Here is a 25871-nt window from a genome sequence, read left to right as displayed (position 1 = left end):
AAGCAAAAGGTGATTTCGTCTCGCCGGAACGGGCCCCGCTGTCGCGAGCCGGTCGCCCGTGGCAGGAATCGTGATACTGGTTGATTTCCTGCCACCGGGGGAGCAGGCTGGCGGCATGAGGAAGGTCGCAGCCGTGGTGCAGGACGGCGCCGAGCCGTTCGGCCTCGGCTCGATGTGCGAGGTGTGGGGCGAGCCCTACCACCCCCAGGACGACAACCCCGTCTTCGACTTCGTCGTCACCACGCCACGACCCGGGCGGGTGCGGGGCGCGACGGGATACGACCTGCACGTCGAGCACTCCCTCGACGACGCCGCCGATGCCGACCTGGTGTGCCTGATCCCCAAGCGCGGCTACCTCGAGCCGTCGCCGGAGGTCGTCGAGCTGGTGCGGGGCGCGTACGACCGGGGCGCGCAGGTGTTCGCCCACTGCACCGCCGCGTTCATCCTCGGCGAGGCCGGCCTGCTCGACGGGCGGCGCGCGACCACGCACTGGCGCTATGTCGACGAGCTCGCCGCCCGCCACCCCGAGGCGAGCATCGACGGCAATGTCCTCTACGTGCAGGACGGGCCGATCGTGACCGGCGCCGGCTCGGCGGCCGGTCTCGACGCCGCGCTCCACGTGATGCGCCAGCACTTCGGCGCGAGGGTGGCGGCCACCACCGCCCGGCGCATGGTGGTGCCCCCGCACCGCGATGGCGGGCAGGCGCAGTTCATCGCCCGCCCGGTGCCGGTGTGCGAGTCGGAGGCGCTGGCGCCCCTGCTGGCGTGGATCAGCGCCCACCTCGCCGACGACCTGGACGTCGAGACGCTGGCGCGGCAGATGCACATGTCGGGGCGCACCTTCGCCAGGCGCTTCAAGGACGAGACCGGCACCACGCCCTACAGCTGGATCCTCGGCGAGCGGGTGCGGGCCGCCCAGGAGCTGCTCGAGCAGACCGACCACTCGGTCGACTGGGTGGCCGCCGAGGTGGGCTTCGGCAACGCCGCCACCCTGCGCCACCACTTCGGCCGCGCCCGCGGCGTCAGCCCCCAGGAGTACCGGCGTACGTTCCGCACGCCCGCCTGATCGCGCGGCCCGCATCCGGCGCCGGTCGGACGGACCCAACGGGCGAGCCCGTCGCTCGATCCCGCGCGTGCCCGGCGAGATCCCGCCGTTGGGTGCGCACGAACGGTCGCCGGGGCGTCCCGCTCCGTGGGTACGACCGGCCCGGAGCGCGTCGCGGCTCGGTAACCTTGGGGGGTGAACGCGACTCCGCTGGCCGACATGTCCGCCGCCGACCTCGCCACCCTGCTCGAGGAGCAGCGGGCGGCCTACGAGGACCTGAAGGCGCGGGGCCTCAAGCTGGACCTCACGCGCGGCAAGCCGTCGGCCGAGCAGCTCGACCTCGCCGACGACCTGCTGCGGCTCCCGAGCGAGGCCCGCGACGCCAACGGGGTCGACGTGCGCAACTACGGCGGCCTCGAGGGCCTGCGCGAGCTGCGCGAGATGTTCGCCGAGCTGCTGGGCGTCGAGGTCGACCAGGTCGTCGCGGGCGGCAACTCCAGCCTGTCGATGATGCGCGACTGCCTGGTCTGGATGATGCTCTTCGGCGCCGTCGACTCCAAGCGCCCGTGGAGCAAGGAGGACCAGGTCAGGTTCGTGTGCCCGGTGCCGGGCTACGACCGCCACTTCACGCTGCTGGAGAGCCTCGGCATCGAGATGCTGACGGTGCCGATGAACGACGACGGTCCCGACGTCGACGCCATCGCGGCGCTGGTCGCCGACGACCCGAGCGTCAAGGGCATGTGGGTCGTGCCGACGTACGCCAACCCGACGGGCGCCGTCTGCAGCGTCGAGGTCGCCGAGCGGCTGGCGGCCATGCCGACCGCGGCCCCCGACTTCAAGATCTTCTGGGACAACGCCTACGCGCTGCACCACCTCGGCGACGACGAGACCGAGACTGCCGACATCCTGAGCCTCGCCGCGGCCGCCGACCACCCCGACCGGCCGGTCATGTTCGCCTCCACGTCGAAGATCACCTTCGCCGGTGCGGGGGTGGCGTTCCTCGCCGCGTCGACCGACAACGTCCGCTGGTACCTCCAGCACCTCGGCACCGGGTCGATCGGCCCCGACAAGGTCAACCACCTTCGCCACGCCGAGTTCTTCGGCTCGCCGCAGGGCGTGCGCGACCACATGGCCAGGCACCGCGCGATCATCGCGCCCAAGTTCGCCGAGGTCGACCGGGTGCTCTCCGAGCGCCTCGGCGGTCGCGGAGTGGCGACCTGGAACGCCCCGGCCGGCGGCTACTTCGTCAACCTCGACGTGGTGCCCGGCACCGCGAGCCGGGTGGTGGCGCTCGCCAAGGACGCCGGCATCGCGCTGACCCCGGCCGGGTCGTCGTTCCCCTACAAGCAGGACCCTGACGACACCAACATCCGGCTGGCGCCCACGATGCCGCCGCTCGAGGAGGTCACCGCCGCGATGGAGGCGGTGGCGACCTGCGTGCTGCTGGCCGCGGCGGAGCAGGCCGTCGAGCGCGCCACGGCCTCCTGATCCGTCGTCGTGGGGGAGGACCTGTGACCGTGCGTGTCGGCCTGACGGGAGGCATCGCCTCGGGCAAGAGCACCGTGTCGGCGATCCTCGCCGAGCTGGGGGCGGTCGTCGTCGACGCCGACCTGATCGCCCGCGAGGTGGTGGCTCGGGGCACGCCCGGGCTGGAGGCGGTGGTCGAGGAGTTCGGGCCCGAGCTGCTGACCCCGGAGGGCGAGCTCGACCGGCCCGCCATGGGCGCGCTCGTCTTCGCCGACCCCGACGCGCGCCGGCGACTCGAGGCGATCATCCACCCGCTGGTGCACCGGCGCAGCGCGGAGCTCGAGGCCGCCGCACCCGCGGACTCGGTCGTCGTGCACGACATCCCCCTGCTCGCCGAGGTGGGGCGGGGCGGATCGTTCGACGCGGTCGTGGTCGTCGACGCGCCCGCCGAGCTGCAGGTCGAGCGGATGACGGGCGACCGGGGCTGGACGCGGGAGGACGCCGAGGCCCGCATCGCCGCGCAGGCGACGCGGGAGCAGCGGCTCGCGATCGCCACCCACGTGGTCGACAACACCGGCTCTCTGGACGACCTGCGCCGACAGGTCGAGGCGATCCACGCCGAGCTGGCGGAGCGCGCCCGCGTTTCCGGCTGACGCGGGTCCGGCCGGTAACCTCCGCGGGGTGTCCCCGCTCCGACCCCGCCTGGCCGTGATCGCGACGAGCGTCCTGCTCCTGGGCGGGTGCGCCGGTCTCACCTCGACGAGTGACGACGCGGATCCGTCGACGTCCTCGTCGTCGCCCTCCGCGACCGACGACTCCGGGCAGGCCGCCCCCGAGGCGGAGGAGTCCGAGGACCCCGACGCCCCCACGAGCTGGGGCCCGACGACGGGTGAGCTCGAGCAGGCCCGCGAGCTGGTCGGCTCGTGGAGCTCCGAGCAGCTCGCCGGCGGGGTGATCGTGGGCCGCTTCCACGGCACCGACCCCCAGGAGCCGGCCCGGATGGTGCGCGAGCTGCACCTCGCGGGCGTCTCCGTGACCGGCGCCAACGTGAGCGACCGTGACCAGGTGCTGGCGATGACGTCGGCGATCGTCGACGCCGCCGCGGCCGACGGCCGCGACCACCCGCCCGTCATCGGCGTCGACCAGGAGGGCGGCTACGTGTCGCACCTGCGCGGCATCGCGACCGAGTTCCCGCACTTCCAGACCGCCGGCCTCGCCATCGCCGCCGACGCCCGCCTCGGGCGCCGGGTCACCCGGGCCGCGGCCTTCGCCACCGGCCTCGAGCTGCGCGACCTCGGCTTCACCTGGGTCTTCGCCCCCGTCGCCGATGTCACGATCGGAGCCGCCGACCCCACGATCGGCGCCCGGTCTCCCTCGACCGACCCCCGGCTGGCGTCCCAGGCGGTGGGCGCGGCGATCAAGGGCTACGACGACGCGGGCGTCGTGTCGACCGTCAAGCACTTCCCGGGCCACGGCGGCGCCACGAGCGACAGCCACGACACGCTCCCCGTGCTCGACTCGACCCGCGCCGAGCTGGCGGCGCAGGACCTGCCGCCGTTCGAGTCGGCGTTCCGGCAGCAGGCGCCGGCGGTCATGCTCAGCCACCTCGACCTGACCGCCATCGCTCCCGGGGTGCCGGCCAGCATGGCGCCGGAGGTCTACGACCTGCTGCGCGAGGACCTCGGCTTCGAGGGCGTCGCCATCACCGACTCGCTCGGCATGGGCGCCGTCGGTGGCAGGCCGACCCCGGCCCTGCAGGCCCTCCAGGCGGGCGCCGACCTGCTCCTGATGCCGGTCGACACCGCCACCACCCACGGCATCGTCGCCGACGCCATCGACTCCGGGCTGGTCTCGCGCAGCCGCGTGGAGGAGGCCGCGGCCCGGGTCGTGGCGGTGCAGCTGTGGCAGGCGCGGGTGGCAGCACGACGGCCCGTCCCCGCCGACGTGGTCGAGCGGGCACGGGCCGCGAGCGCGGACCTGGAGTCCGCGGCGTACTGAGGCTGCCGGTCCGGGTCAGGCAGCGAGGTCCGGGTCGCCGGCGCGGCGCAGCTTCTGCAGCGCCTCGCGCTCGAGCTGGCGGACCCGCTCGGCGGAGATGCCGTGGCGGGCACCGATGTCGGCCAGCTTGTGCTGGCGCCCGTCGGCGAGCCCGTAGCGCGCGCGGACGATGTCGGCGGAACGCTCGTCGAGGATCCCGACGAGGTCGTCGAGCCGCTGGCGGGCCTCCGCGTCGAGGACGTTGAGGTCGGGACCGGGCGCGGTCTCCTGAGCCATCAGGTCACCCAGCGACGTGTCGCCGTCCTCGTCGACCGGCGTGTCGAGCGACACGTGGTCGCGTCCCCAGCTCATCAGGTCGAGGACCCGGTCGAGGTCCATGCCGAGCTCGGTGGCGATCTCGTGGGGCTCCGGGTCGCGGCCCAGCTGGCGCTCGAGGGTGCGGCGGGCGCTGCCGACCTGGTTGAGCTCCTCGACGACGTGCACGGGCAGGCGTACGACGCGCGCCTGCTGGGCGATGCCGCGGGTGATCGCCTGGCGCACCCACCACGTGGCGTAGGTCGAGAACTTGTAGCCCTTGGTGTAGTCGAACTTCTCGACCGCGCGGATCAGGCCGGTGTTGCCCTCCTGGATCAGGTCGAGCATCGGCATCTGCGAGCGGCCGTACTTGCGCGCGATGGACACCACCAGACGCAGGTTGGCCTCGATGAACCGGTCGACGGCGAGCCGACCCTGCTCGGCGAGCCACTCGAGCTCGGCCTCGTTGGCGCTCATCGGGGCGCCGCCCTTGCGGCGACCGACCCGGCCGGTGTCGAGGAGGTGCTGGGCCAGCAGGCCGGCCTCGATGGTCTTGGACAGCTCGACCTCGGTCTCGGCGTCGAGGAGCGGGGTGCGAGCGATCTCGTCGAGGTAGAGGCCCACGCTGTCGCGGCCCTCGATCTCACGAGTGGTGGTCGTGCGGTTGGCCTGTGCGGTGCTCATCTCGTCCTCCTGCTCCCGTGCGACCACCCCGTGTCGCACATCTGATCCAACGCCTGTGTCCGTCGCGGGATTCCCCACCGGATCCGGTGCCTTCATCTGCCTTGACGAGTCAGTACCCACTCGAGTTGCACGATCCACCAACTCTCAGGGACTTCTCAGGGGTCGTCCGGGGAGACTGGGGCCCATGCCGGCCCCCGACGACTCCCACGCGGTCGACCCTCATGCCGTCGACCCCTTCGCGGTGGACCTCAACGCCGACCTCGGCGAGGAGGTCACCGACGACGAGGGGCTGCTCGCCCTGGTCACCAGCGCCAACGTCGCGTGCGGCTTCCACGCCGGCACCCGCGCCACGATGCGGGCGGTGTGCGCGGGTGCGGTCCGGCGGGGCGTGGCGGTCGGCGCCCAGGTGTCGTACGCCGACCGCGCGGGCTTCGGCCGCGTGGAGCTGGACGTGGCCGGCGACGTGCTGCGCGAGCAGGTGGCCGAGCAGGTGGGCGTCCTGACCGAGCTCGCGGCGGCCGAGGGGACAGCCGTGTCCTACCTCAAGCCGCACGGCGCGCTCTACCACCGGGTCGCCCGCGACGAGGAGCAGGCGGCCGCCGTGCTGGACGGCTCGGGCCGGCTGCCGGTGCTCGGGATGCCCGGCTCGCTCCTGCTGGCGATGGCGCAGCGCCGCGGCCGCGGGGTGCGGCACGAGGGCTTCCCCGACCGCGGCTACACCGCCGACGGCGGGCTGCTCGCGCGCGACCGGCCGGGCGCGCTGGTGAGCGATCCCGACCAGGTGGCGATGCGCGCCGTCGAGCTCGCCGCCACGGTGCACTCGGTCTGCGTCCACGGCGACTCGCCGGGGGCGGTGCGGACCGCGGCGGCCGTCCGGCGTTCGCTCGAGCTGGCGGGCCTGTCCGTCGCCACCTGCTGGCCGTCCACAGGCTGAGCCCGTCCCTGTGGAGGAGAGGGGCTGTGATGTGGATCACGGGATGACTTCTGTGGGCAACCCTGTGGGACCGCGGGTTTGTCGCTCGAAAGCCTTGCGGGACGCCCGCCGCACCACGTAGAACTCTGCCTACCGACACCGCTCCGGCGGGGTCGGGGATCGGATCGGACGAACAGCTCCAGACGGCGACTTGCTCGCCGCGCAGGCCCGGTGGCGGGGACTGTGGGGGCCGGGAGGCCGGTTCGGTGGATCGGACGTCACCACCCCGATCACATTGAGGGGCTCCTGGTGCTCATACCACCGGGAGCCCCTCACCTGTGTGCGCCCAGCGCACCGGGATCCGTCTCCATGATGCCCCAGCGTTCCAGCCGCGTTCCAGCCGCGTTCCGGCCGCGTTCCAGCCGCGTTCCAGCCGCGTTCCAGCCGCGTTCCGGCCGCGTTCCGGCGGCGTTCCGGCCCGTCGGCCGGCGGCGGGAACAGGCCCGGGAGCGCGGCGCCCCGGTGCACAATGGCCGCCGTGAGGGTCATCGACGTCGGCGCCCGCGCCTGCCTGGTCGAGGTGCAGGACGCGGTGGCCGCCGCCGCTCTCGCCACCTGGGTGCGGCGCTCGGGGCTGCGGGTCGACGAGGTCGTCCCGGCCGCCGCGACCGTGCTGCTCGACGGTGTCGACCCGCAGGCGGTGCGCGAGGTGCTGCCCGCGTGGTCGAGCGACGGGTCCGCGGACGAGGGCCCGCTCGTGCGGGTGCCGGTGCGCTACGACGGTCCCGACCTCGCCCGCGTGGCGGAGCACTGGGGGTGCACGAGCGCCGAGGTGGTGGACCTCCACACCTCGCTCGAGCTGACGGCGGCCTTCTGCGGCTTCGCGCCGGGCTTCGCCTACCTCGCCGGGCTGCCCGCCGAGCGCGCCGTGCCGCGGCTGGAGTCGCCGCGGGCCCGAGTGCCCGCCGGCGCGGTCGGCCTCGCCGACGCCTGGTGCGGGGTCTATCCCGCGGCATCGCCCGGCGGCTGGCTTCTCATCGGCACGACCGACGCCGCGCTGTGGGACGTCCGACGCGACCCGCCGGCGCTCCTGGCCCCGGGCACCCGCGTGCGGTTCGAGGCCGTCGGGTGAGCGGCGTCGAGGTCGTCGATCCCGGCCCGCTGTCCACGCTGCAGGACCGGGGGAGGTGTGGGTGGGCCCACCTCGGCGTCCCCCGAGCGGGCGCGCTGGACCGCGGCGCCGCGGCGCTGGCCCGGCGCCTGGTCGGCGGGCTTCCCGATGACGCGGTCGTCGAGACGACGGTGGGCGGGGTGGTGCTGCGGCCGCTGCGCGCGGTGACCCTGGCGGTCACCGGCGCGACGTGCGCCGTGCGGGTCGGGGGCAGGGCGGTAGAGCACGGCGCGGCGGTCACGGCGCCGGAGGGTGCGCTGGTCACCGTGGGACCGGCCACGACGGGCGTCCGGTCCTACGTCGCCTTCTCCGGCGGTCTCGGGGTCGACGCGGTGCTCGGGTCGCGGTCCACCGACACCCTCGCCTGGATCGGTCCGCCCCGGCTCGCCGCCGGCGACGTGCTCGCACTGGGGACCCCCGGGCGGCTGCCGCTGCCGCCGCCCGCGGTCGTCGTACGCCCGCGCGAGCCGGTGCTGCGCCTGCGGCGCGGGCCGCGGGCCGACTGGCTCGACGCGCGCGGATGGGCCCACCTCGACGGGGCGACGTACGCGGTCGCCGCCGACAGCGACCGCGTCGGCCTCCGGCTCACGGGGCCGCGGCTGGCCCGGCGGGCGGGCGAGGTCGCGAGCGAGGGCATCGTGCTCGGGTCGGTGCAGCTGCCGCCGTCGGGCCAGCCCGTGGTGTTCCTGGCCGACCACCCCACGACCGGGGGCTACCCGGTCGTCGCGACGGTCGACGACGACGACCTCGACGGGTGCGCCCAGCTGCGCCCCGGCGACGAGGTGCTGGTCCGCGTCGTGTGAGGGGGCTCACGGGGCCGGCGGCCGGACGACGTCGCCGCGCGCCAGGGCGAACGGAAGCCGGTCGAAGATGATCCGCAGCTGGGTGATGCGGCCGTCGAGCACCAGGTGGAGCTCGGCGGCGGGGGCGCTGGCGACGGCCGGAGTCGCGGTGTCGTAGGCGAGGACCGCGCGTCCTGACCGCCGAACAGGGTCGAGTGGGCGCGTCCTGACCCTCGACTCGACGCGCTGGGTATGTCAGGACGGGCCGACTCGACGGGCTGGGCGTGTCAGGACGGGCCGACTCGACGGGCTGGGCGTGTCAGGACGGGCCGACTCGGCCGGCGGGGCTCAGTCCTCGGGCGGCGGCTCGAGGCGACGCAGCGCCGGGTCGTCGACCCGGAAGCTGCGCACCGGCCCCGGGGGAGTGTCGGCGGTCTCGAAGCGGACGGTCACCACCCCGGCGCCGGAGCCCCACACCCACCCGGCGCCCATCTCGTCGTGCACCACGTCCGCGCCGGGGGGCCACGTGCGCCGCGGCGGCTCGGGCAGCACGACCTCGGCCTCGTCCTCCTCCTCGGCCTCCCCGAAGAGGTCCTCCTGCACCCAGTCGGCGAGACCGGACACGCCGACGCCGAGCAGGCGCACGCCGCCGGTCGTGTCGAGGTCGGCCAGCAGCGCGCGGGCCACCCGGGCGATGGTGCCGGCGTCGTCGGTCGGGCTGGGGAGGGTGCTCGACCGGCTGAGCGTGGTGAAGTCGTGCAGCCGTGCCTTGATCGTCACGGTGCGCCCGCTGTAGCCGCTCTTGCGCATGCGAGCGCCCACCTCGCGGGCCTGCCGGGTCAGCAGTCCCTCCATCAGCCGGCGGTCGGTGAGGTCGGAGTCGTAGGTGCTCTCCACGCTGATCGACTTGGCCTCCCGCTCGGCGACCACCGGCCGCGAGTCCTGGGCCCGGGCGAGCTGCCACAGGCCGTGGCCCTGGGCCTGCCCGAGCAGCCGGACGAGCTCGTCCTCGGTCACCGCCTCGAGCTCTGCGACGGTGTGGATGCCCGCGCGGCGCAGCCGCTCGGCCGTGGCCGGCCCGACGCCCGGGATGACCTTGACCCGCATCGGGCGGAGCAGGTCGAGCTCGGTGCCGGGCGGGACCACGGTCATGCCGTCGGGCTTGTCGAGCTCGCTGGCCACCTTGGCGAGGAACTTCGACGATGCGATGCCCACCGTCGCCGTCAGCCCGCCCGTCACCTCCTGCACGCGCCGCCGCAGCTCGGCGCCGGCCTCGGTGACGGTGGCGACCTCGAGGTCGGGGAGGTCGGCGGCCGCGAGGTCGACGAAGGCCTCGTCCAGCGACAGCGGCTCGACCAGCGGGGACAGCTCCCGCAGCACCTGCATCACCCGTCGGCTGGTGTCGCGGTAGGCGTGGAAGCGCCCGCTGAGGAACGCGGCGTGGGGGCACCGGGCCCTGGCCTCGCGCGTGGACATCGCCGACCCCACGCCGTACCTGCGAGCCTCGTAGGACGCGGTGGACACCACGCCCCGCCCGCCGGTGCCGCCGACGACGACGGGCTTGCCGCGCAGCGAGGGCTTGTCGCGCTGCTCGACCGCGGCGAAGAACGCGTCCAGGTCGAGGTGCAGGATCGACGCGGTGCCGCGCATCAGCCGGTGCGGCCCGAGGCGGAGGACTGCGTCACGCCGCCATCCTCCCGCATCCCGGTCGGCGTCCCCGTCACCGCCGCCCCCTCCTCCCGAACGGCACGAGGGCTGGCCGCCAGTCGTCCACAGGTCCGCCGGATCCGCCGTCGTCCACAGCGCCGCGCGCCGGAGGGCGTGGACGGTCGGTGCCGGCGGGAAGCGTCCTCGGCATGGAACCCCTCGAGCCCGTCCCTCCGTCAGCCCTCGCCCCGGGCGCCGCCCCCATGCGCGCGCGCACCCCCGAGGACATCGTCGCCTTCGTGCCCCTCGCGCTCGGCTTCGTGCCCCAGCGCTCCGCGGTGGTGGTGAGCGTCGGCCCGGGCGGGATGCATGCCCGCGTCGACCTGCCGCACGACCCCGACGACGTCGACGACGTCGTGGAGGCGCTCCTGCGTGCCGCCCGGCTCAACGACGTCCGCGAGGTCGTCGCCGTGGTCTACGACGACGACACGACCGTCGCCGACGAGGCCGCCTGGTCGCTCCACGACGAGTTCACCGCCGCCGGCATCGGCGTGCGCGAGGTGCTGCGCGTCCACGACGACCATTGGTACGCCGTGCTGCCGGGCGCCCCGCTCGCCGCCTACCAGGGCGTGCCGTTCGCCCGCTCCGAGCACCCGTTCACGGCCCGGTCGGTCTTCGAGGGCCGGGTCACCCACGCCAGCCGCGACGCCCTGCGCGCCACGCTCGCCACCGACCCCGCCGCGGCTCGCCGCACCGACACCCACCTCCGGGGGGCGGTGCCGCTGCCCGAGGGCGCCCTCGGCGGCCTGGTGCGTCGTCACGTCCGTGCCGGCACCACGCTGTCGGCCGCGGAGCTCGCCTCTGTGGCGGCGAGCGTCCGCGTCGGCGCCCGCCGCGACGAGGCGTGGGTGTGGCTCGACCGGTCGACGGCCCGCCCGGCGGTGGAGCTGTGGTCCGACGCGGTGCGACGGCTGCCGACGTCGCACGTCGCGGGCCCCGCCGCGGTGCTGGCGTTCGCCGCGTGGCTCTCCGGCGACGGCGCCCTCGCGTGGTGCGCGGTCGACCGGTGCCGCGAGGTCGAGGAGGCGCACTCCCTCGCCGGGCTGGTGGCCCAGCTCCTCGAGGCGGCCACGCCGCCCGACGCCTGGGCGGCCCTGCGCCCGTCGCTCGGCGCGAGCGGCGACCCGGCGGCGTGAGCCCAGCCCTCGGGACGGTGTCCACCGGGCAGCCGCGTGGTTAGGGTGCCGCCATGGGTGAAGAGGTCGCGCAGCAGGAGTTCAGCCGGGCCGACCGGACGCGGCACCGCGAGAAGGTGCGTCGCAACCTCGACGTGTTCGCGCGGATGCTCCGCGAGTCGGCGTTCGACACCGACGACCCGATGACGGGTCTCGAGATGGAGCTCAACCTCATCGACGAGGTGGGCGACCCGGCGCTGAAGAACGCCGAGGTCCTCGAGGCCATCGCCGACCCCGACTTCCAGACCGAGCTCGGCCAGTTCAACATCGAGATCAACGTGGCGCCGGCCAAGCTGCGCGAGGGCGGGCTCTCGGAGTTCGAGGCGAGCCTGCGCCGCTCCCTCAACGACGCCGAGGAGAAGGGCGCCGAGGTGGGCGCCCAGCAGGTGATGATCGGCATCCTCCCGACGCTCGCCGAGGGCCACATGACCGTCTCGTCACTCAGCTCCAACCCGCGCTACAAGCTCCTGTCCGAGCAGATCCTCGCCGCGCGTGGCGAGGACATCACGATCAGCATCTCCGGCAGGGAGCGGCTCACCACGACGGCCGACTCGATCGTGCCCGAGGCGGCGTGCACCAGCACCCAGTTCCACGTGCAGACCTCACCCGACCAGTTCGCCGCCTACTGGAACGCCGCCCAGGCGATCGCCGGCGTGCAGCTCGCGGTGTCGGCCAACTCTCCCTACCTCCTCGGCAAGGAGCTGTGGCGCGAGACGCGCATCCCGCTGTTCGAGCAGGCGACCGACACCCGCAGCGAGGAGCTCAAGGCGCAGGGGGTGCGGCCGCGGGTGTGGTTCGGCGAGCGGTGGATCACCTCGGTGTTCGACCTCTTCGAGGAGAACGTCCGCTACTTCCCGGCGCTGCTGCCCGTCACCGACGAGGAGGACCCGCTCGAGGTGCTCGAGTCGGGCGGCACGCCCGCCCTCCACGAGCTCAAGCTCCACAACGGCACCGTCTACCGCTGGAACCGTCCCGTCTACGACATCTCGCTGGGCATGCCGCACCTCCGCGTCGAGAACCGGCTGCTCGCCGCCGGGCCGACGGTCGCCGACACCATCGCCAACGCGGCGCTGTGGTTCGGCCTGGTGCGCTACCTCGTCGAGAGCGAGCGCCCGCTGTGGTCGCAGATGTCCTTCTCCGCGGCCGAGGAGAACTTCCACGTCGCGGCCCAGATGGGCGTCGACGCGCAGGTCTACTGGCCGGGCCTGGGACAGGTCCGCGCCACGGAGCTCATGCTGCGCCGGCTGCTGCCGATGGCGCGCGCGGGCCTCGAGTCGTGGGGCGTGCCCACCGAGGAGAGCGACCGCTACCTCGGCATCATCGAGCAGCGCTGCCAGACCGAGGCGAGCGGCGCGGGCTGGTTCGTCGACCGGGTGCGCGCCCGCGGGGGCCCCGACCGCTTCGACGCGCTGCGGGCGACCCTGCTCGACTACCGCGACCGAATGCACAGCAACGAGCCCGTGCACACCTGGGACTGACCCGGGACCGACCTCGCGCGCAGCACGGGGGAGTGCGGGTGCTCAGCGGGCGCCGGGGCGCGGGCGCAGGCGACGCCACTCGCGGCGCACGTCGCTCACCGGGTCGAACCACCCGCGCCGGGTCACCACCACCAGGCCCACCGGCAGGCCCAGGGCCCGCGCGGCCCACGCGGCGGGACCGAGCCAGCGCAGGTCGTCGTCGTGCGGCGAGAGCTCGCCGGGACGGGTCAGCCACAGCAGCGGCCGGGGGGCCAGCGACGTCGCGGTGCGCAGCAGGGCGAGGACGACGTCGGCGCGCGCCCCGGCGTCGGCGACCGGAGGGTCCTCGACGTGGCGGGCCGAGCGCCCCGGGACGCCGGCGTGGATCGCGGGCGGGAACCGGCGCCGGGTCTCACCCTCGACGAGCTCGAGGGTGGCGGCGCGCAGGACGTCGTGGGTCCACCGCTCGACCGGGGCGTGCACCGCCGCCAGCACGGGCGGCTGGGCCGCGGGCGGTGCGCCGACCCGGGGACCGACCGGCATGCGTACCGGGCTCGCCGGAGGGGTCGCGGGGCCTGTCGCGGGAGGGGGCGGGGGCACGCGCCCAGCGTGCCCCAGTGAGCGGTTCGCGACCCACCCCTCCACAGGCTGCGTAAGACCTGTGGTTTCCGTTACGGTGCCACCAGGCCACCGGCGAGGCGCTGTGGCCACGAGAAGAGGAGAGACACCATGGGCACCGTCGTCGTCGGATACGTCCCCAAGCCGGAGGGCGAGGCCGCCCTCGCCGCCGGGATCAACGAGGCGAAGCTGCGCGGCAGCAAGCTCGTGGTGGTGAACTCCCACCGGGGTGGCCAGGACTTCGACGGGTCGGCCGCCCGCGCCGCCGAGGACGAGCTCACCGGGATCGAGAAGCAGCTCCAGGACAGCGGCGTCGAGCACGAGGTCCGCCAGCTGGTGCGCGGCTTCGAGCCGGCCGAGGACCTGATCAGCATCGCCGAGGCCAACGGCGCCGAGCTGCTCGTCATCGGCCTGCGCCGCCGCTCGCCCGTGGGCAAGCTCATCCTCGGCAGCAACGCCCAGCGCGTCCTGCTCGACGCCCCGTGCCCCGTCCTGGCGGTCAAGGCCACGTAGCCGGCGCGAGGCGGTCACGACGTCGGGCACAATCGCCCCATGGGCTTCCAGATCACCGGCGACCCCGCCGCCGACAAGGTTCTCGACGACTCCGCGTTCGCGCTGCTCGTGGGCATGATGCTCGATCAGCAGTACCCGATGGAGCACGCGTTCCGCGGCCCGGCGAAGGTGCTCGACCGTTTCGGCAGCGTGGACCCCGAGGCGATCGCGGCCGCCGACCCGGAGGAGTTCGCGGCGATGGCCGCGACGCCGCCGGCCATCCACCGCTTCCCGGGCTCGATGGCAGCCCGGCTCCAGGAGCTGGCCCGCATCGTGGAGGAGACCTACGGCGGGGACGCCTCGCGACTGTGGACCGAGGCCGCGGACGGCAAGGACCTGCTCAAGCGCGTGATGGCGCTGCCGGGCTTCGGCAAGCAGAAGGCGCAGATCTTCGTCGCACTGCTGGCCAAGCAGCTGGGAGTGCGCCCCGAGGGCTGGGAGGCCGCCGTCGGCGACTACGCGCTCGACGGCCACCGCTCGGTCGCGGACGTCGTCGACGCCGAGTCGCTGCAGAAGGTGCGCGACCACAAGAAGGCCGCGAAGGCGGCCGCGAAGTCCGCCCCGAAGGTCTCCGGCTGAGCGCAGCCGGGCGCCGACACGCGCGGTGGTGCGGCCGGTGGTTGGTCCTCAGGAGGGCCGTGGCACAATTACGGCGCGGCTCTTGACGTCACCGGGCCTCGCCGCGCCCCGAAGCTGTTTGACGAGAGGTGTTCGTGTCCTCACACGCACGCAAGTTGCTCCCCGCCGAGGTGCTCACGCACCCCTCCATCGCCGCACTCCTGGCCGGTGCCACCCCAGCGGGCACCGTGTCCCCCGAGGACGTCCGGCGAGCCAGTGAGGAGGCCGGGGTCGAGCCTCGGCACCTGAAGGCGCTGCTGGTGCATCTCAGCGGTCTCGGGATCTCGGTCCAGATCGACGCGGAGGGCACCCGCGCGGTCGCCGCGACCAGCAAGCGTGCCGCCACCTCGTCGGCGGCCAAGAAGGCGCCCGCCAAGAGCGCGGCGGCGAAGAAGGCCGCGCCGAAGAGCGCCGCCAAGAGCGCCGCCCCGGCCAAGAAGGGTGCGGCCAAGAAGGCCGCCGCGGCCCCGGCCGACGAGGTCGTCGACCTCGGTGCCGTCGAGCCCGTCGTGGTCGGACCGGACGGCAAGAAGGTGCTCCCGGACATCCCCGACGACCAGTTCGAGAAGGACGTCGTCGCCGACCCGACCATCAAGGAGGACGAGAAGCAGGCCTTCACGGTCTCCGCGGCGGACGAGACCGACGAGCCGGAGCAGCAGGTCATGGTGGCCGGCGCCACCGCCGACCCGGTCAAGGACTACCTCAAGCAGATCGGCAAGGTCCCGCTGCTCAACGCCGAGATGGAGGTCGAGCTCGCCAAGCGCATCGAGGCCGGGCTGTTCTCGGAGGAGAAGCTCGCCAAGGGCGGCCGGATCAGCCCGAAGATGCTCGAGGAGTACGAGTGGATCGCCGAGGACGGTCGCCGGGCGAAGAACCACCTGCTCGAGGCCAACCTCCGCCTGGTCGTCTCGCTCGCCAAGCGCTACACCGGTCGCGGCATGCTCTTCCTCGATCTCATCCAGGAGGGCAACCTCGGCCTGATCCGTGCGGTCGAGAAGTTCGACTACACCAAGGGCTACAAGTTCTCGACCTACGCGACGTGGTGGATCCGCCAGGCGATCACCCGCGCGATGGCCGACCAGGCCCGCACCATCCGCATCCCGGTGCACATGGTCGAGGTCATCAACAAGCTCGCCCGCGTCCAGCGCCAGATGCTCCAGGACCTGGGCCGCGAGCCCACTCCGGAGGAGCTGGCCAAGGAGCTCGACATGACCCCCGAGAAGGTCATCGAGGTCCAGAAGTACGGCCGCGAGCCGATCTCGCTGCACACGCCGCTCGGCGAGGACGGCGACTCGGAGTTCGGTGACCTGATCGAGGACTCCGAGGCGATCGTCCCGGCCGACGCGGTGTCGTTCACGCTCCTGCAGGAGCAGCTGCACGCCGTCCTCGACACGCTCTCCGAGCGCGAGGCGGGTGTCGTGTCGATGCGGTTCGGCCTCACCGACGGCCAGCCCAAGACGCTCGACGAGATCGGCAAGGTCTACGGCGTGACCCGCGAGCGGATCCGCCAGATCGAGTCGAAGACGATGTCGAAGCTGCGTCACCCCAGCCGCTCGCAGGTGCTGCGCGACTACCTGGACTGATCGACCACCGGTCGTCTGGACGACCTGACGACGACGGCCCGGATCCCCGCGGATCCGGGCCGTCGTCGCGTCCGCGGGGGCGACCGGTTGGGGTGTGGACGGGCCCGTCGGCGATGGCTAGCGTCTGGGCCTTCCGACCCGAGGAGCCCGCCGTGTCCGACCACGCCCGCCCCGCGACGTACCGCACCCTCGACGAGGTCGAGGAGACGCTCAGCCCGGCCGAGCAGCGCTTCGAGCGGCTGCGGCGCACGTCGGGCCTGGCCATCGGCCCGGTCGTCGCCGTCGTGGTCTACCTGATCTGCTCCGGCCTCGACGAGCCGGCCCAGAAGCTCGCCGGGATCCTCAGCCTGGTGATCGTGTGGTGGATGACCGAGGCGATCCCGATCCCGGTCACCGCGATGCTCGCGATGGCGGCGTGCGTCCTGCTGGGCGTCGCCCCGGCCGAGGATGTCTTCGCCCTCTTCGGCAACTCCACGATCTTCGTCTTCATCGGTGGCTTCGTGCTGGCCGAGGCGATGCGCAAGCACGGCCTGGACCAGCGGTTCGCCTACGGGGTGCTGAGCATCCCCGGTGTCGCCTCCTCCACGGTGCGGGTCGTCGTCGCCTTCGGCCTGATCAGCGCGGGCCTGAGCGCGTTCGTGTCCAACACCGCCAGCGCCGCGATGCTGATGCCGATCGCGATGGGGATCATCGGCTTCCTGGCCGGGCGCGTGTCGGCGCAGTCCGACGAGGACGCCGACCCCGACGACGTACGCCGGCTGCGGTTCTCGACCGCGCTGCTGTTGATGGTGGCCTACGGCGCCAGCGTCGGCGGCCTGCTGACGCCGGTCGGCAGCCCGCCCAACCTCATCGGTCGCGAGCTGATCACCCAGGAGACCGGCGAGGAGATCCCGTTCTTCACCTGGATGCTGCTCGCCTTCCCCATCGTGGCGCTGATGTTCGTCGCGCTCTGCATCGTGCTGCTGCGGCTCAACAAGCCCGAGACCAAGCGGATCGAGGGTGCCGAGCAGTTCATTCGCGAGCAGCGCGCCAACCTCGGCCCCATGGGCCGGGGCGGGCGCAACACGCTCATCGCGTTCGCGGTCACGGTGACGCTCTGGATCCTGCCCGGCTTCGTGGCGCTCCTGACCGGCGGCGAGGGCTCGTTCTACGAGTCCGTGTCGGCGCACCTGCAGGAGGGGGCGGTCGCCATCCTCGGCGCCAGCCTGCTCTTCCTGCTGCCCGTCGACTGGCCGCGGCGGCAGTTCACCATCACCTGGAACGACGCGTCGCGCATCGACTGGGGCACCATCGTGCTCTTCGGCTCCGGCATCGCACTCGGCGGCCTGCTGGGATCGACGGGCCTGGCGGAGTCGATGGGCACCGGGCTGAGCGACCTGCTCGGGGTCAGCTCGTTGCTGTCGATCACGCTCCTGTCGACCGTCATCGCGGTCGTCATCAGCGAGACGACGAGCAACACCGCCAGCGTGGGCGTGGTGGCGCCGATCGCGATCCAGCTCGCGCTCGCCGCCGACGTCAACCCGTCGATCCCGGCGCTCGCCGCGGTCTTCGGCGCGTCCTACGGGTTCATGCTGCCCGTGTCGACGCCGCCCAACGCGATCGTCTACGGCACCGGGCTGGTCCCGATCACCCGGATGGTGCGCTCGGGCATCGTCTTCGACATCATCGGCATCGTGATCATCGTCGCCGGCGTCACCACGATGGCCAACGTCCTCGGCATCGGCTGAGGACCCACCCGCGGCCACCCTTGACGGGAGCCGTGGACGGGCGCACGATCGAGAACGCGAATCCCCTTTCGCGTTCCTCTCGGGAGGCCCCCATGCTCGGACGTGGTGCTCGTACGCTGACCTCGCTCGCCGGGGCGCTGCTCGTGGCCGCGGCGACCGCCGCCGGCACGCTGGCGCTCGCGCCGTCGGCCTCGGCCGACCCGCTGCCGCCGACCGCGGTGGCGATGGGCGACAGCTTCATCAGCGGTGAGGGGGCGGGCGGCTACGTCGCGGTGACCGACCAGAACGGCGTGGCGCAGGGCTTCCCCGGGTGGGCGTCGCCGAACAGCAACCCCTACTTCTGCCACCGCTCGGCGAACGCGTCCATCCAGGTCGCCGACCTGCCGGGCATCTCGCGCCGGGTCAACCTCGCGTGCTCGGGGGCGCAGCCCGCCGACATGGCCGCGGCGTCGAGCGCGCGCCCAGCGGGACGTACGGTCGCCGCCCAGATCGCGCAGCTGCGGACGGTCGCGCAGACCGGCGACATCGACCTCGTGCTCCTGGGACTGGGGTCCAACAACAGCCAGTTCACCTTCGGCGGCGTCGCCGCGGAGTGCGCGGGCCGCTTCGTCGCCGACGGCTACACCGGCTGGTGGGAGGTGTGGATCCACTTCATCAACTGGGTGACCGGGGAGGAGCTCAACGAGCGCGCGTGCAGCGACGCCGACTTCGCGACCGCGGCCCAGCTCGCGGCGGCGCGCGCCGAGACCACCGCGGCCGTGCGCCAGGTGCTCGACGTGCTCGACGAGGTGGACGCCGACGGCGACCACCGGGTCGTGCTGCAGGACTACACCAACCCGCTCCCGCCGGCGTACGCCGAGCAGTACCGCACCGAGGACGGGCGCAGCGACACCCGCGACAAGTACCGCGCCCTGGTGGACGAGCGCTACGCCGCGGGATGCCCCGCGGACATCGACTCGCTGGCTCCCGCCCACCGGTTCAGCCAGAACCTCGGCAGCCTCGTCGGCGGCGTCGCCGCCACGTTGCGGGCCGAGCGACCCGCCGCGAAGATCACCTACCTCAACGTGCAGCGCGCCTTCGACGGGGCGCGGCTGTGCGAGGCACCGGGCAGCCCCGGCAACTCCCTCGCGACGCCCCTGCGGGTGATGGACGGCCCGAGCGGTGTCCACGTGCAGAGCTTCGGGCCCTACGACAAGCTCGACATCAAGCGGGTCACCGACACCTGCTCCGACTACTACCAGACCTGCCAGGAGTCGTGGCACCCCAACGCGGCCGGGCACCGCGCGCTCGGCCAGTGCCTGCGCGGGGCGTGGCTGGCCGCCCGCGCGTCGGTGACCTGCACGCGCGCCTCGTCGGGCGTCATCACCACGCAGTGACCCGCGCCCGGCGCGACCCCCAGCAGCACCGCTCCCGGGAGACCGTCGACCGGATCCTGCGGGCGGCCGACGAGGAGGTCGGCGAGCGCGGGGTGGCCCTGTCCAGCACCACCCGGATCGCGGCGCGCGCCGGCCTGTCGGTGGGCGCGCTCTACCGGTTCTTCCCCGACCTCGACGCGATCGTGGGCGCCCTCGCCGCGCGCTACCTCGAGGCGGCCACCCGGGCGTACGCCGACGCGGTGGCCCAGATGGCGTCCCTCGACGACCTCGGACCCGTGCTCGGCGAGCTGCTCCGACGCGCGGCCGCCCTCCAGCTGAAGCATCCCGGCTACTACCGCCTCACCGAGGAGGTCAGTCCCGAGCGCGTCGACTCGCCCGCCCACGTCGTGCGCGAGCAGCTGGTCGACGAGTTCGCCCGCGCCCTCCGCGGTGCAGGGGTCACCACGCCCGACCCGGAGCTGCGCGAGGTGCTGGGGCTCTGCATCGAGACCGTGCGGCACGCCCTCGCCCGCCACCCCGCCGGCGACCCGGCCCGCGACCCGCTCCTCGCCGAGCTCCAGCTGATGATCGTGGCCTACCTCGCGGCCCGCCTGCGTTGAGCGCACGGCAGGCCGGGGTGGGCGGGTGCTGGCAGGGTGGACCCATGGAGCCGGGCACGGGTCGTGGGCGAGGGGCGCTGGCCGCCGTCCTCGCGGCGCTCGTGCTGGCCGCGGGCTGCTCGGCCGGCGACGAGGTGGGCTCCCCGGAGCCCGGCCCCGAGGAGGGCAGCGGGGCGGCCGTCACCGACCGGCCCGTCGACCCGCCGACATCCGCTGGGACCCCGACCGACGCCCGACCCGAGCCCGTCGCCGTCTCCGCGGACGACCTCGACCGGGCGACGGCCGTCGGTGCGGTGCGTCGGCTGGCCGGACGGATCGGACCGCGGGAGGCGACCGGGGCGTCGTACGCCCGCGCCGCCCGCTGGGTGGGCGGCGAGATGCGCCGGCTGGGCTACGACGTCACCCGCCAGCGCATCGAGGTGCCGGCCGGCGTCTCGTGGGGCGTCCCGGTGGCGGGCGGCTCCTCCGTCAACGTCGTCGCCCGGCCACCGGGGATGGACCCCGCCGCCCCGCACCTCGTGGTGGGCGCCCACCTCGACACGGTGTCGCAGGCGCCCGGCGCCGAGGACAACGCCTCCGGCGTGGGTGTCCTGCTGGCGGTGGCGGAGGCCGTGGCTGGCCGGCGTACGCGGCTGCCGGTGGTGCTGGTCGCGTTCGGTGCCGAGGAGCCCCGCGGCCCCTCCGACGACGACCACCACTACGGGTCACGACGCTACGTCGCCGCGATGAGGCCTGTCGAGCGGCGCGCGCTGCGGGCGATGGTCTCGCTGGACCGGGTCGGCGTGGGCGACCGGGTGCCCATCGGGTCGGCCGGCGCCACGGACCCGGTGCAGCGGTCGCTGCTGGCCGCGGCCCGGCGCGCCGGCGTGCCGACGCTCGCCGACGCCGAGCAGCGCAGCAGCGACCACTGGTCGTTCGTGCGCGACGGGCTCCCGGCCGCCCGGCTGGGATCGACCCCCTACGCCGGCTACCACTCCGCCGGCGACGTGCCCGGCGTCGTGTCGCCCGCGCAGCTCGAGCGGGTCGGTCGGGTGGTGCTCGCGTGGCTGGCGCCGCGCTAGCGGGCCCGGGGCGGTGCCAGGCCGGCGCACGAACGCAGCGCCGCGCGTCTGGCGTGTGACGCGGCCGCCGCGGGGCCGGCGTCGGCTGCGGCCAGCCCGTCAGGACCGATCGTCGCGGGCCACCACCGTGACGCCGTGACCCGGGCCCGGCCGGTCCGCTCGCGCGGGGGGCGGACGGTGAGGGTGAGGACGCCCGTCGGGCCGGGGGAGTACCACGCGAAGTTGCCGAGCCCGTAGGCGACGTAGCCCGCCCCGAGGCGGCCGTCGCCCTGCACCTCGTGGGCGTGGCTGCCGACCACCACGTCCGCGCCCGCCGCGACCAGGGCGCGGGCCAGGCGCCGCTGGTCGGGGGACGGGCAACGCTCGCCCTGCACGCCCCAGTGGAGGTAGGCCACGACCACGTCGGCTTCGCTGTCGGCGCGCCGGACCTCGCGCAGCAGTCGCAGAGGGTCCGTGGCGTCGGCGACGCCGGAGCGGCCCGGGCGGGCGGCCCAGTGGCCGGTGGGGTCGGCGGTCGGGTCCTGGTCGGCGGCGGACGCCGCGAGGGTGGCGACCACCGTGCCGCCCACCACGGTGCGAGCGGCGCGGTGCGCCTCGTCGGCGTCGGCCCCGATGCCGACCACCCGGAGCGGCGGGTCGGCGGCTGCCGCGCGTCGGGCCGCGCGCAGCGTCGAGGGGAGCCGGTCCCGCCCGAAGTCCAGCGCGTGGTTGTTGGCCATGCTGGCGACGTCGATCCCGGCGGCCGCCAGCGCGGCGAGGGCACGCGGGCCGGCGGAGAAGGTGAACCGCTTGCCGGGCTCAGGCCTGCCGCCGTCACCCACGGACGTCTCCAGGTTGACGATGGCGACGTCGGCCTCGGCCAGGACGCGGGCGGCCGGCGCCAGGGCGTCCGCCGGGCGGCGCAGGCGCTCGGCGAGGGCGCCCTCGAAGTGGATGTCGCCCGCCACGGCGATCCGCACGGGGGCGGGGCGCCCGCGTCCGGCCCCCTCCTCTCCCCCCTCCTCTGCCCCGTCGTCGGCCCCGTCGTCGGTGCGGTCCGGCTCCGGGGCGGCGGGCGTCGCCGCCGACGTCCGCGCGGGCCGCTCGCTCGGGTCCGCTGGCGGGGCGCCCGCGGCGCACGCCGCGAGGGCCGGGCCGACCAGGAGCCAGACGACGAGCGCGCGGACCGTGGCGCCACGACGTGTGTCGGCGCCGCCCGCTCCGGTCATGCGGCCATCGTGCCACCGCGGGGGAGTCCAGCCCTCGGAAGTCGGTCGACGCGGCACGGGTGCGCGGTGTCACACTCGACGCATGAGAACTCGGATCGCTCTCCTGGCCGTCCACGTCCTGGCGCTGACCGTCCTCGTCGCCGCGCCCGCGCACGCGGAGTTCTACGCCGTCGACGACCCTGCGGACGCCAAGGGCTCACTCACCGACATCTACGGGCTCGAGGCCCGCCACGGGGACAAGGCCGTGGTCGTCAAGGTGCGGTTCGCCGAGCTGATGCGCTCGAGCATGGCCGGGGTCTCGGTCTACTTCGACACCGACCGGGACCGCAAGGGGCCCGAGTACGTCCTCAGCAGCGGACTGGGCGACGGCACCGACTACATCCTCACCGCGGCCGAGGGCTGGCGAGGCAGCGACGGCCAGGTCCGGTGCGACTACCGAGCGCGTCCCAAGTGGGGCCAGGACGTGTTCCGCGCGGTCGTGAGCCGCGACTGCCTCGACCGGTCGCCGTCGGTGCGGGTCTCGGTCAAGATGATCGACCAGGCCGGGGCGCGCCCCGTGCGCGACTGGGCGCCCAGGCAGCGTCGCTGGAGCCTGCCGCTCGCGCCGGGCCTGGCGGCCTGAGGCCGGTCCCCGCCGCTCAGGTGACCGCGACGCCGACGACCCATGCGAGCGCCGCGACGGCTGCCGCCGCGAGCTCGATGAGGATCGAGACGCCGACGGCGCGGAGCGCCGACCGGGTCGACGGTCCGGCCGCGGCGGCCCCGACGCGGGCGCGCTCGGCGACGTAGATGCCCAGGACGAAGCCGAGGAAGACGCCGACCACGGGGACGACGAAGAACCCGATGAAGGCGAGCAGGGCGCCGACCAGGAGCGTGCGGTTGGGCACACCCGAGGCCTTGAGGCTGCGACCCGGCACGAGGTACTTCACCACCGCCCCGACGGCCAGGACCACCGCGCACACGGCGAAGACGGCCCACGCCGTCGTCGTACCGATGTCGAGCGTCCAGACGAGGACGGCGCCCAGCACGAGGATCGACCCGGGCAGGACGGGCACGATGATGCCGGCGATGCCGACGGCGATCACGATGGCGACGAGGATCTCGGTGGAGCTCACGCGGCACAGACTCCCAGATACCCGCCCGCCCTGGTGGGCGGAACCGTCCCGACACGCAGAACGGCCCCGGAGAGCGTGTCCGGGGCCGTGCTGGGAGTCGGTGGTCGGGGGTGGGTCGAGCTCAGGCCTCGCTGCCCGCGGCGGGGGAGTCGAGCCTGTGCGTCTCGTCGTGCACGTTGGCCGCGATCTCGCGGAGCTTCTCGCCGTGCTCGCGGGCGTGGTGGGCGCAGAAGAGCAGCTCGCCGCCGGTCTGGAGCTCCACACGGAGGTAGGCCTGGGCACCGCAGCGGTCGCAGCGGTCACCGGCCGTGAGGACGGCTTGGGTGGGTGCGGTGGCAGTGGTCACGTCAGCCTCGTTTCTGTTCATCGGTGTCAGGCCCAACGTAACCAGTGGGGCAAAGATTCCCCGCCGGCCCCCCGGGCCCTGGACGCTTCAAGTCAACCACGCCGTGCCCCTTCCCGGTGGTGATGTCCCCGACAGTGGACCGTTCGTCGCCGAGGCGACACCTGTGAGGTGCCCCACGCTAGACCCGAGCATGCGCGTGGCGGGGCAGGCGTGCCTCCGTCGGCGTCCGGCGTGTCGCGGGTAGGTTCTTCCCTTGTGGCAGCACCGGCAGACAACACCTACAACGCCGCGCACCTCCTCGTCCTCGAGGGACTCGACGCGGTCCGCAAGCGACCGGGCATGTACATCGGCTCGACCGACACGCGCGGGCTGATGCACTGCCTCTGGGAGATCATCGACAACGGCGTGGACGAGGCGCTGGCCGGCGTCGCCCACCACGTCGAGGTGACCCTGCACGACGACGGGTCGGTCGAGGTCTACGACGACGGGCGCGGCATCCCGACCGACAAGGAGCCCAAGACGGGCCTGTCGGGCGTCGAGGTCGTGGCGACCAAGCTGCACGCGGGCGGCAAGTTCGGCGGCGGGTCCTACGTCGCGACCGGCGGCCTGCACGGCGTCGGGCTGTCGGTGGTCAACGCGCTGTCCTCGCGGATGGACATCGACGTCGACCGCTCGCCCTCCCAGCAGGGACTGTCGTTCCAGCGCGGTGTGCCGGGCGTCTTCGACGGCGAGGGCCCCGACGCGCCGTTCACCCCGCAGTCCGGGCTGACCCGCAAGGGCAAGCGGGTCGCCAAGGGCCGCACCGGCACCCGCATCCGCTTCTGGCCCGACCGGCAGATCTTCACCAAGGACGCCCGCTTCGAGATGGAGGGCCTGGTCGGCCGCGCGCGCCAGACGTCGTACATCGTGCCGGGCCTCGAGCTCGTCATCCGCGACCAGCGCTCCTCGGAGATGGTCGAGGAGAAGTTCCGCCACGACGGCGGCATCGCCGAGTTCGTGGACTTCCTCTCCCACGGCGAGCCGGTCACCGACATCCTGCGCCTGCAGGGCACCGACACCTTCACCGAGACGGTGCCGCTGCTCGACGACAAGGGGCACATGACGCCCCAGGAGATCGAGCGCGAGCTGTTCGTCGACGTCGCGGTGCGCTGGGACACCGCCTACGACACCGAGGTCCGCTCCTTCGTCAATGTCATCGCCACGCCCAAGGGCGGCACCCACGTCAGCGGCTTCGAGTCGGCGCTGACCAAGACGTTCAACGACTCGATGCGCGCCGCGAAGGTCCTCAAGGCCGCGGACGCGGACGTGATCAAGGACGACGTCCTCGAGGGGCTGACGGCCGTCGTCACCGTGCGCCTCGCCGAGCCGCAGTTCGAGGGCCAGACCAAGGAGATCCTCGGCACCCCGGCGGCTCGCGGCGTCGTCCGCAAGGTGGTGGCCGGCGAGCTCAAGGCGTTCCTGACCTCCACCAAGCGGGCCGAGAGGGCCCAGGCCAAGCTCCTGATGGAGAAGGTCGCCGGCGCCTCGAAGACCCGCCTGGCCGCGCGGCAGCACAAGGAGAACCAGCGCCGCAAGAACGCCCTGGAGTCCTCGGCGCTCCCTGCCAAGCTCTTCGACTGCCGCAGCTCCGACACCGAGCGCACCGAGCTCTTCATCGTCGAGGGCGACTCGGCGATGGGCACGGCCAAGGCCGCGCGGAGCAGCGAGTTCCAGGCGCTGCTGCCGATCCGCGGCAAGATCCTCAACGTGCAGAAGGCCAGCGTCGGCGACATGCTCAAGAACGCCGAGTGCGCCTCGATCATCCAGGTCGTCGGCGCCGGCTCGGGCCGTACGTTCGACCTCGAGGCGGCGCGCTACGGCCGGATCATCCTGATGGCCGACGCCGACTCCGACGGCGCCCACATCCGCTGCCTGCTCGCGACGCTGTTCTTCAAGTACATGCCCGACCTGGTGCGCGACGGGCGGCTGTTCTCGGCCGTGCCACCGCTGCACCGCATCGAGCTGTCCAACCCCAAGAAGGGGATGGAGAAGTACATCTACACCTACTCCGACGACGAGCTCCAGCGCAGGCTCGCGGAGCTGAAGAAGAAGAACGTGCGCTGGAAGGACCCCATCCAGCGCTACAAGGGCCTCGGCGAGATGGACGCCGACCAGCTGGCCGAGACCACCATGGACCCCCGCCACCGCACGCTGCGCAAGCTGACCATCGACGACGTCGACGAGGCCAGCAAGGTCTTCGACCTGCTCATGGGCTCCGACGTCGCCCCGCGCAAGGAGTTCATCGTGCAGGGCGCCTACGAGGTCGACATGGAGTCCCTGGACGCCTGACGGCCCGCCCCGCGCCCGCCCACGCCCTGCCGGCCCCCGGGGCGTAC

Annotated in this window: 23 protein-coding genes and 1 pseudogene; 18 read left to right on the top strand and 6 right to left on the bottom strand. The window is 73.8% G+C overall.

Annotated features, from left to right (window positions below; genetic code table 11):
- Window positions 1–115: 115 nt before the first annotated feature.
- The 4 genes from AC54T2_RS14950 (at window position 116) to AC54T2_RS14935 (ending at window position 4510) form a co-directional block, all read left to right on the top strand.
- The gene (locus AC54T2_RS14950) at window positions 116–1066 is read left to right on the top strand and encodes a GlxA family transcriptional regulator (RefSeq protein WP_496666578.1); all 951 of its coding nucleotides are present in this window, start codon (window positions 116–118) and stop codon (window positions 1064–1066) included.
- Between the two features lie 198 nt (window positions 1067–1264).
- Window positions 1265–2533, top strand: a complete 1269-nt coding sequence (locus tag AC54T2_RS14945; protein WP_496666712.1) for an aspartate aminotransferase type Ic — start codon at window positions 1265–1267, stop codon at window positions 2531–2533.
- Window positions 2534–2562: 29 nt separating this feature from the next.
- Window positions 2563–3165, top strand: a complete 603-nt coding sequence (coaE, locus tag AC54T2_RS14940; protein WP_496666711.1) for a dephospho-CoA kinase — start codon at window positions 2563–2565, stop codon at window positions 3163–3165.
- Between the two features lie 28 nt (window positions 3166–3193).
- A complete protein-coding gene (locus tag AC54T2_RS14935) occupies window positions 3194–4510 on the top strand; it encodes a glycoside hydrolase family 3 protein (RefSeq protein WP_496666577.1) in 1317 nt (438 codons plus the stop codon).
- Between the two features lie 15 nt (window positions 4511–4525).
- Here AC54T2_RS14935 and AC54T2_RS14930 read toward each other — a convergent pair whose 3' ends face one another.
- The gene (locus AC54T2_RS14930; protein WP_186342039.1) at window positions 4526–5488 is read right to left on the bottom strand and encodes a sigma-70 family RNA polymerase sigma factor; all 963 of its coding nucleotides are present in this window, start codon (window positions 5486–5488) and stop codon (window positions 4526–4528) included.
- A 184-nt stretch (window positions 5489–5672) separates the two neighbouring features.
- Between AC54T2_RS14930 and AC54T2_RS14925 the strand changes: the two genes are divergently transcribed.
- From AC54T2_RS14925 to AC54T2_RS14915, 3 genes are all read left to right on the top strand, one after another.
- Window positions 5673–6422 carry a 5-oxoprolinase subunit PxpA gene (locus tag AC54T2_RS14925; RefSeq protein WP_186342040.1) on the top strand — a complete coding sequence of 250 codons (750 nt, stop codon included), beginning with the start codon at window positions 5673–5675 and terminating at the stop codon, window positions 6420–6422.
- A gap of 517 nt (window positions 6423–6939) precedes the next feature.
- A complete protein-coding gene (locus AC54T2_RS14920) occupies window positions 6940–7533 on the top strand; it encodes a 5-oxoprolinase subunit B family protein (protein WP_186342041.1) in 594 nt (197 codons plus the stop codon).
- Window positions 7530–8375 (top strand): 5-oxoprolinase subunit C family protein, encoded by an 846-nt coding sequence (locus AC54T2_RS14915; RefSeq protein WP_496666576.1) that lies wholly within the window; start codon window positions 7530–7532, stop codon window positions 8373–8375. Before AC54T2_RS14920 ends, AC54T2_RS14915 begins: the two co-directional genes overlap by 4 nt.
- Window positions 8376–8702: 327 nt before the next feature.
- Here the strand turns inward: AC54T2_RS14915 and AC54T2_RS14910 are convergent, their stop codons facing one another.
- A complete protein-coding gene (locus tag AC54T2_RS14910; protein ID WP_489976065.1) occupies window positions 8703–10004 on the bottom strand; it encodes a DNA polymerase IV in 1302 nt (433 codons plus the stop codon).
- A gap of 206 nt (window positions 10005–10210) precedes the next feature.
- Between AC54T2_RS14910 and AC54T2_RS14905 the strand changes: the two genes are divergently transcribed.
- Window positions 10211–11197, top strand: coding sequence for a DUF4192 domain-containing protein (locus AC54T2_RS14905; protein WP_496666575.1), 987 nt, complete (start codon window positions 10211–10213; stop codon window positions 11195–11197).
- Window positions 11198–11250: 53 nt separating this feature from the next.
- The gene (locus tag AC54T2_RS14900; RefSeq protein ID WP_186342045.1) at window positions 11251–12714 is read left to right on the top strand and encodes a glutamate-cysteine ligase family protein; all 1464 of its coding nucleotides are present in this window, start codon (window positions 11251–11253) and stop codon (window positions 12712–12714) included.
- Window positions 12715–12756: 42 nt separating this feature from the next.
- On the opposite strand, the gene AC54T2_RS14895 is transcribed toward AC54T2_RS14900, so the two are convergent.
- Window positions 12757–13236, bottom strand: coding sequence for a hypothetical protein (locus AC54T2_RS14895; RefSeq protein WP_186342046.1), 480 nt, complete (start codon window positions 13234–13236; stop codon window positions 12757–12759).
- A gap of 186 nt (window positions 13237–13422) precedes the next feature.
- On the opposite strand from AC54T2_RS14895, the gene AC54T2_RS14890 reads away from it, so the two are divergent.
- The 7 genes and pseudogenes from AC54T2_RS14890 to AC54T2_RS14860 all read left to right on the top strand — a co-directional run bounded on the left by AC54T2_RS14890 (window position 13423) and on the right by AC54T2_RS14860 (window position 20827).
- Window positions 13423–13824 (top strand): universal stress protein, encoded by a 402-nt coding sequence (locus AC54T2_RS14890; protein ID WP_489976062.1) that lies wholly within the window; start codon window positions 13423–13425, stop codon window positions 13822–13824.
- A 39-nt stretch (window positions 13825–13863) separates the two neighbouring features.
- A complete protein-coding gene (locus AC54T2_RS14885) occupies window positions 13864–14442 on the top strand; it encodes an HhH-GPD-type base excision DNA repair protein (RefSeq protein ID WP_186342048.1) in 579 nt (192 codons plus the stop codon).
- A 641-nt stretch (window positions 14443–15083) separates the two neighbouring features.
- A pseudogene (locus tag AC54T2_RS14880) lies at window positions 15084–16064 on the top strand (RNA polymerase sigma factor); the annotation flags it as partial.
- A 152-nt stretch (window positions 16065–16216) separates the two neighbouring features.
- The gene (locus AC54T2_RS14875) at window positions 16217–17791 is read left to right on the top strand and encodes an SLC13 family permease (RefSeq protein ID WP_206054568.1); all 1575 of its coding nucleotides are present in this window, start codon (window positions 16217–16219) and stop codon (window positions 17789–17791) included.
- A 92-nt stretch (window positions 17792–17883) separates the two neighbouring features.
- Window positions 17884–19167: an SGNH/GDSL hydrolase family protein gene (locus AC54T2_RS14870; RefSeq protein ID WP_186342050.1), complete on the top strand. Its 1284-nt coding sequence runs from the start codon at window positions 17884–17886 to the stop codon at window positions 19165–19167.
- Window positions 19164–19766: a TetR/AcrR family transcriptional regulator gene (locus tag AC54T2_RS14865; protein WP_496666574.1), complete on the top strand. Its 603-nt coding sequence runs from the start codon at window positions 19164–19166 to the stop codon at window positions 19764–19766. The genes AC54T2_RS14870 and AC54T2_RS14865 overlap by 4 nt, the downstream gene beginning before the upstream one ends.
- A 44-nt stretch (window positions 19767–19810) precedes the next feature.
- Window positions 19811–20827, top strand: coding sequence for a M28 family metallopeptidase (locus AC54T2_RS14860; protein ID WP_496666573.1), 1017 nt, complete (start codon window positions 19811–19813; stop codon window positions 20825–20827).
- On the opposite strand, the gene AC54T2_RS14855 is transcribed toward AC54T2_RS14860, so the two are convergent.
- Window positions 20824–22035, bottom strand: coding sequence for a CapA family protein (locus AC54T2_RS14855; protein WP_496666572.1), 1212 nt, complete (start codon window positions 22033–22035; stop codon window positions 20824–20826). The two genes, AC54T2_RS14860 and AC54T2_RS14855, sit on opposite strands and share 4 nt — an antisense overlap.
- 82 nt (window positions 22036–22117) lie before the next feature.
- Here AC54T2_RS14855 and AC54T2_RS14850 point away from each other — a divergent pair, with 82 nt between their 5' ends.
- Window positions 22118–22657 (top strand): hypothetical protein, encoded by a 540-nt coding sequence (locus tag AC54T2_RS14850; protein ID WP_186342054.1) that lies wholly within the window; start codon window positions 22118–22120, stop codon window positions 22655–22657.
- Between the two features lie 16 nt (window positions 22658–22673).
- Here the strand turns inward: AC54T2_RS14850 and AC54T2_RS14845 are convergent, their stop codons facing one another.
- Both AC54T2_RS14845 and AC54T2_RS14840 read right to left on the bottom strand, forming a co-directional pair.
- Entirely contained in the window at window positions 22674–23150 is a 477-nt protein-coding gene (locus tag AC54T2_RS14845; protein ID WP_496666571.1) for a DUF456 family protein, read from the bottom strand.
- 121 nt (window positions 23151–23271) lie between these two features.
- Window positions 23272–23517, bottom strand: a complete 246-nt coding sequence (locus tag AC54T2_RS14840) for a DUF7455 domain-containing protein (RefSeq protein WP_186342056.1) — start codon at window positions 23515–23517, stop codon at window positions 23272–23274.
- Window positions 23518–23751: 234 nt separating this feature from the next.
- Between AC54T2_RS14840 and AC54T2_RS14835 the strand changes: the two genes are divergently transcribed.
- Window positions 23752–25824, top strand: a complete 2073-nt coding sequence (locus AC54T2_RS14835; RefSeq protein ID WP_496666570.1) for a DNA gyrase/topoisomerase IV subunit B — start codon at window positions 23752–23754, stop codon at window positions 25822–25824.
- The last annotated feature ends 47 nt before the right edge of the window (window positions 25825–25871 follow it).

It is taken from the genome of Nocardioides sp. Z35_8, assembly GCF_059621125.1.
Note: the sequence above shows the minus strand (reverse complement) of the source record. Positions and strands in the feature narration are given on the sequence as shown.

Bases quoted from the DNA above. Each gene is read 5' to 3' on its own strand.
- AC54T2_RS14950 (WP_496666578.1), top strand. From the start codon at position 116: ATGAGGAAGGTCGCAGCCGTGGTGCAGGACGGCGCCGAGCCGTTCGGC.
- AC54T2_RS14945 (WP_496666712.1), top strand. From the start codon at position 1,265: ATGTCCGCCGCCGACCTCGCCACCCTGCTCGAGGAGCAGCGGGCGGCC.
- AC54T2_RS14930 (WP_186342039.1), bottom strand. From the start codon at position 5,488: ATGAGCACCGCACAGGCCAACCGCACGACCACCACTCGTGAGATCGAG.
- AC54T2_RS14925 (WP_186342040.1), top strand. From the start codon at position 5,673: ATGCCGGCCCCCGACGACTCCCACGCGGTCGACCCTCATGCCGTCGAC.
- AC54T2_RS14910 (WP_489976065.1), bottom strand. From the start codon at position 10,004: ATGCGCGGCACCGCGTCGATCCTGCACCTCGACCTGGACGCGTTCTTC.
- AC54T2_RS14905 (WP_496666575.1), top strand. From the start codon at position 10,211: ATGGAACCCCTCGAGCCCGTCCCTCCGTCAGCCCTCGCCCCGGGCGCC.
- AC54T2_RS14900 (WP_186342045.1), top strand. From the start codon at position 11,251: ATGGGTGAAGAGGTCGCGCAGCAGGAGTTCAGCCGGGCCGACCGGACG.
- AC54T2_RS14895 (WP_186342046.1), bottom strand. From the start codon at position 13,236: ATGCCGGTCGGTCCCCGGGTCGGCGCACCGCCCGCGGCCCAGCCGCCC.
- AC54T2_RS14890 (WP_489976062.1), top strand. From the start codon at position 13,423: ATGGGCACCGTCGTCGTCGGATACGTCCCCAAGCCGGAGGGCGAGGCC.
- AC54T2_RS14885 (WP_186342048.1), top strand. From the start codon at position 13,864: ATGGGCTTCCAGATCACCGGCGACCCCGCCGCCGACAAGGTTCTCGAC.
- AC54T2_RS14870 (WP_186342050.1), top strand. From the start codon at position 17,884: ATGCTCGGACGTGGTGCTCGTACGCTGACCTCGCTCGCCGGGGCGCTG.
- AC54T2_RS14860 (WP_496666573.1), top strand. From the start codon at position 19,811: ATGGAGCCGGGCACGGGTCGTGGGCGAGGGGCGCTGGCCGCCGTCCTC.
- AC54T2_RS14855 (WP_496666572.1), bottom strand. From the start codon at position 22,035: ATGACCGGAGCGGGCGGCGCCGACACACGTCGTGGCGCCACGGTCCGC.
- AC54T2_RS14850 (WP_186342054.1), top strand. From the start codon at position 22,118: ATGAGAACTCGGATCGCTCTCCTGGCCGTCCACGTCCTGGCGCTGACC.
- AC54T2_RS14840 (WP_186342056.1), bottom strand. From the start codon at position 23,517: ATGAACAGAAACGAGGCTGACGTGACCACTGCCACCGCACCCACCCAA.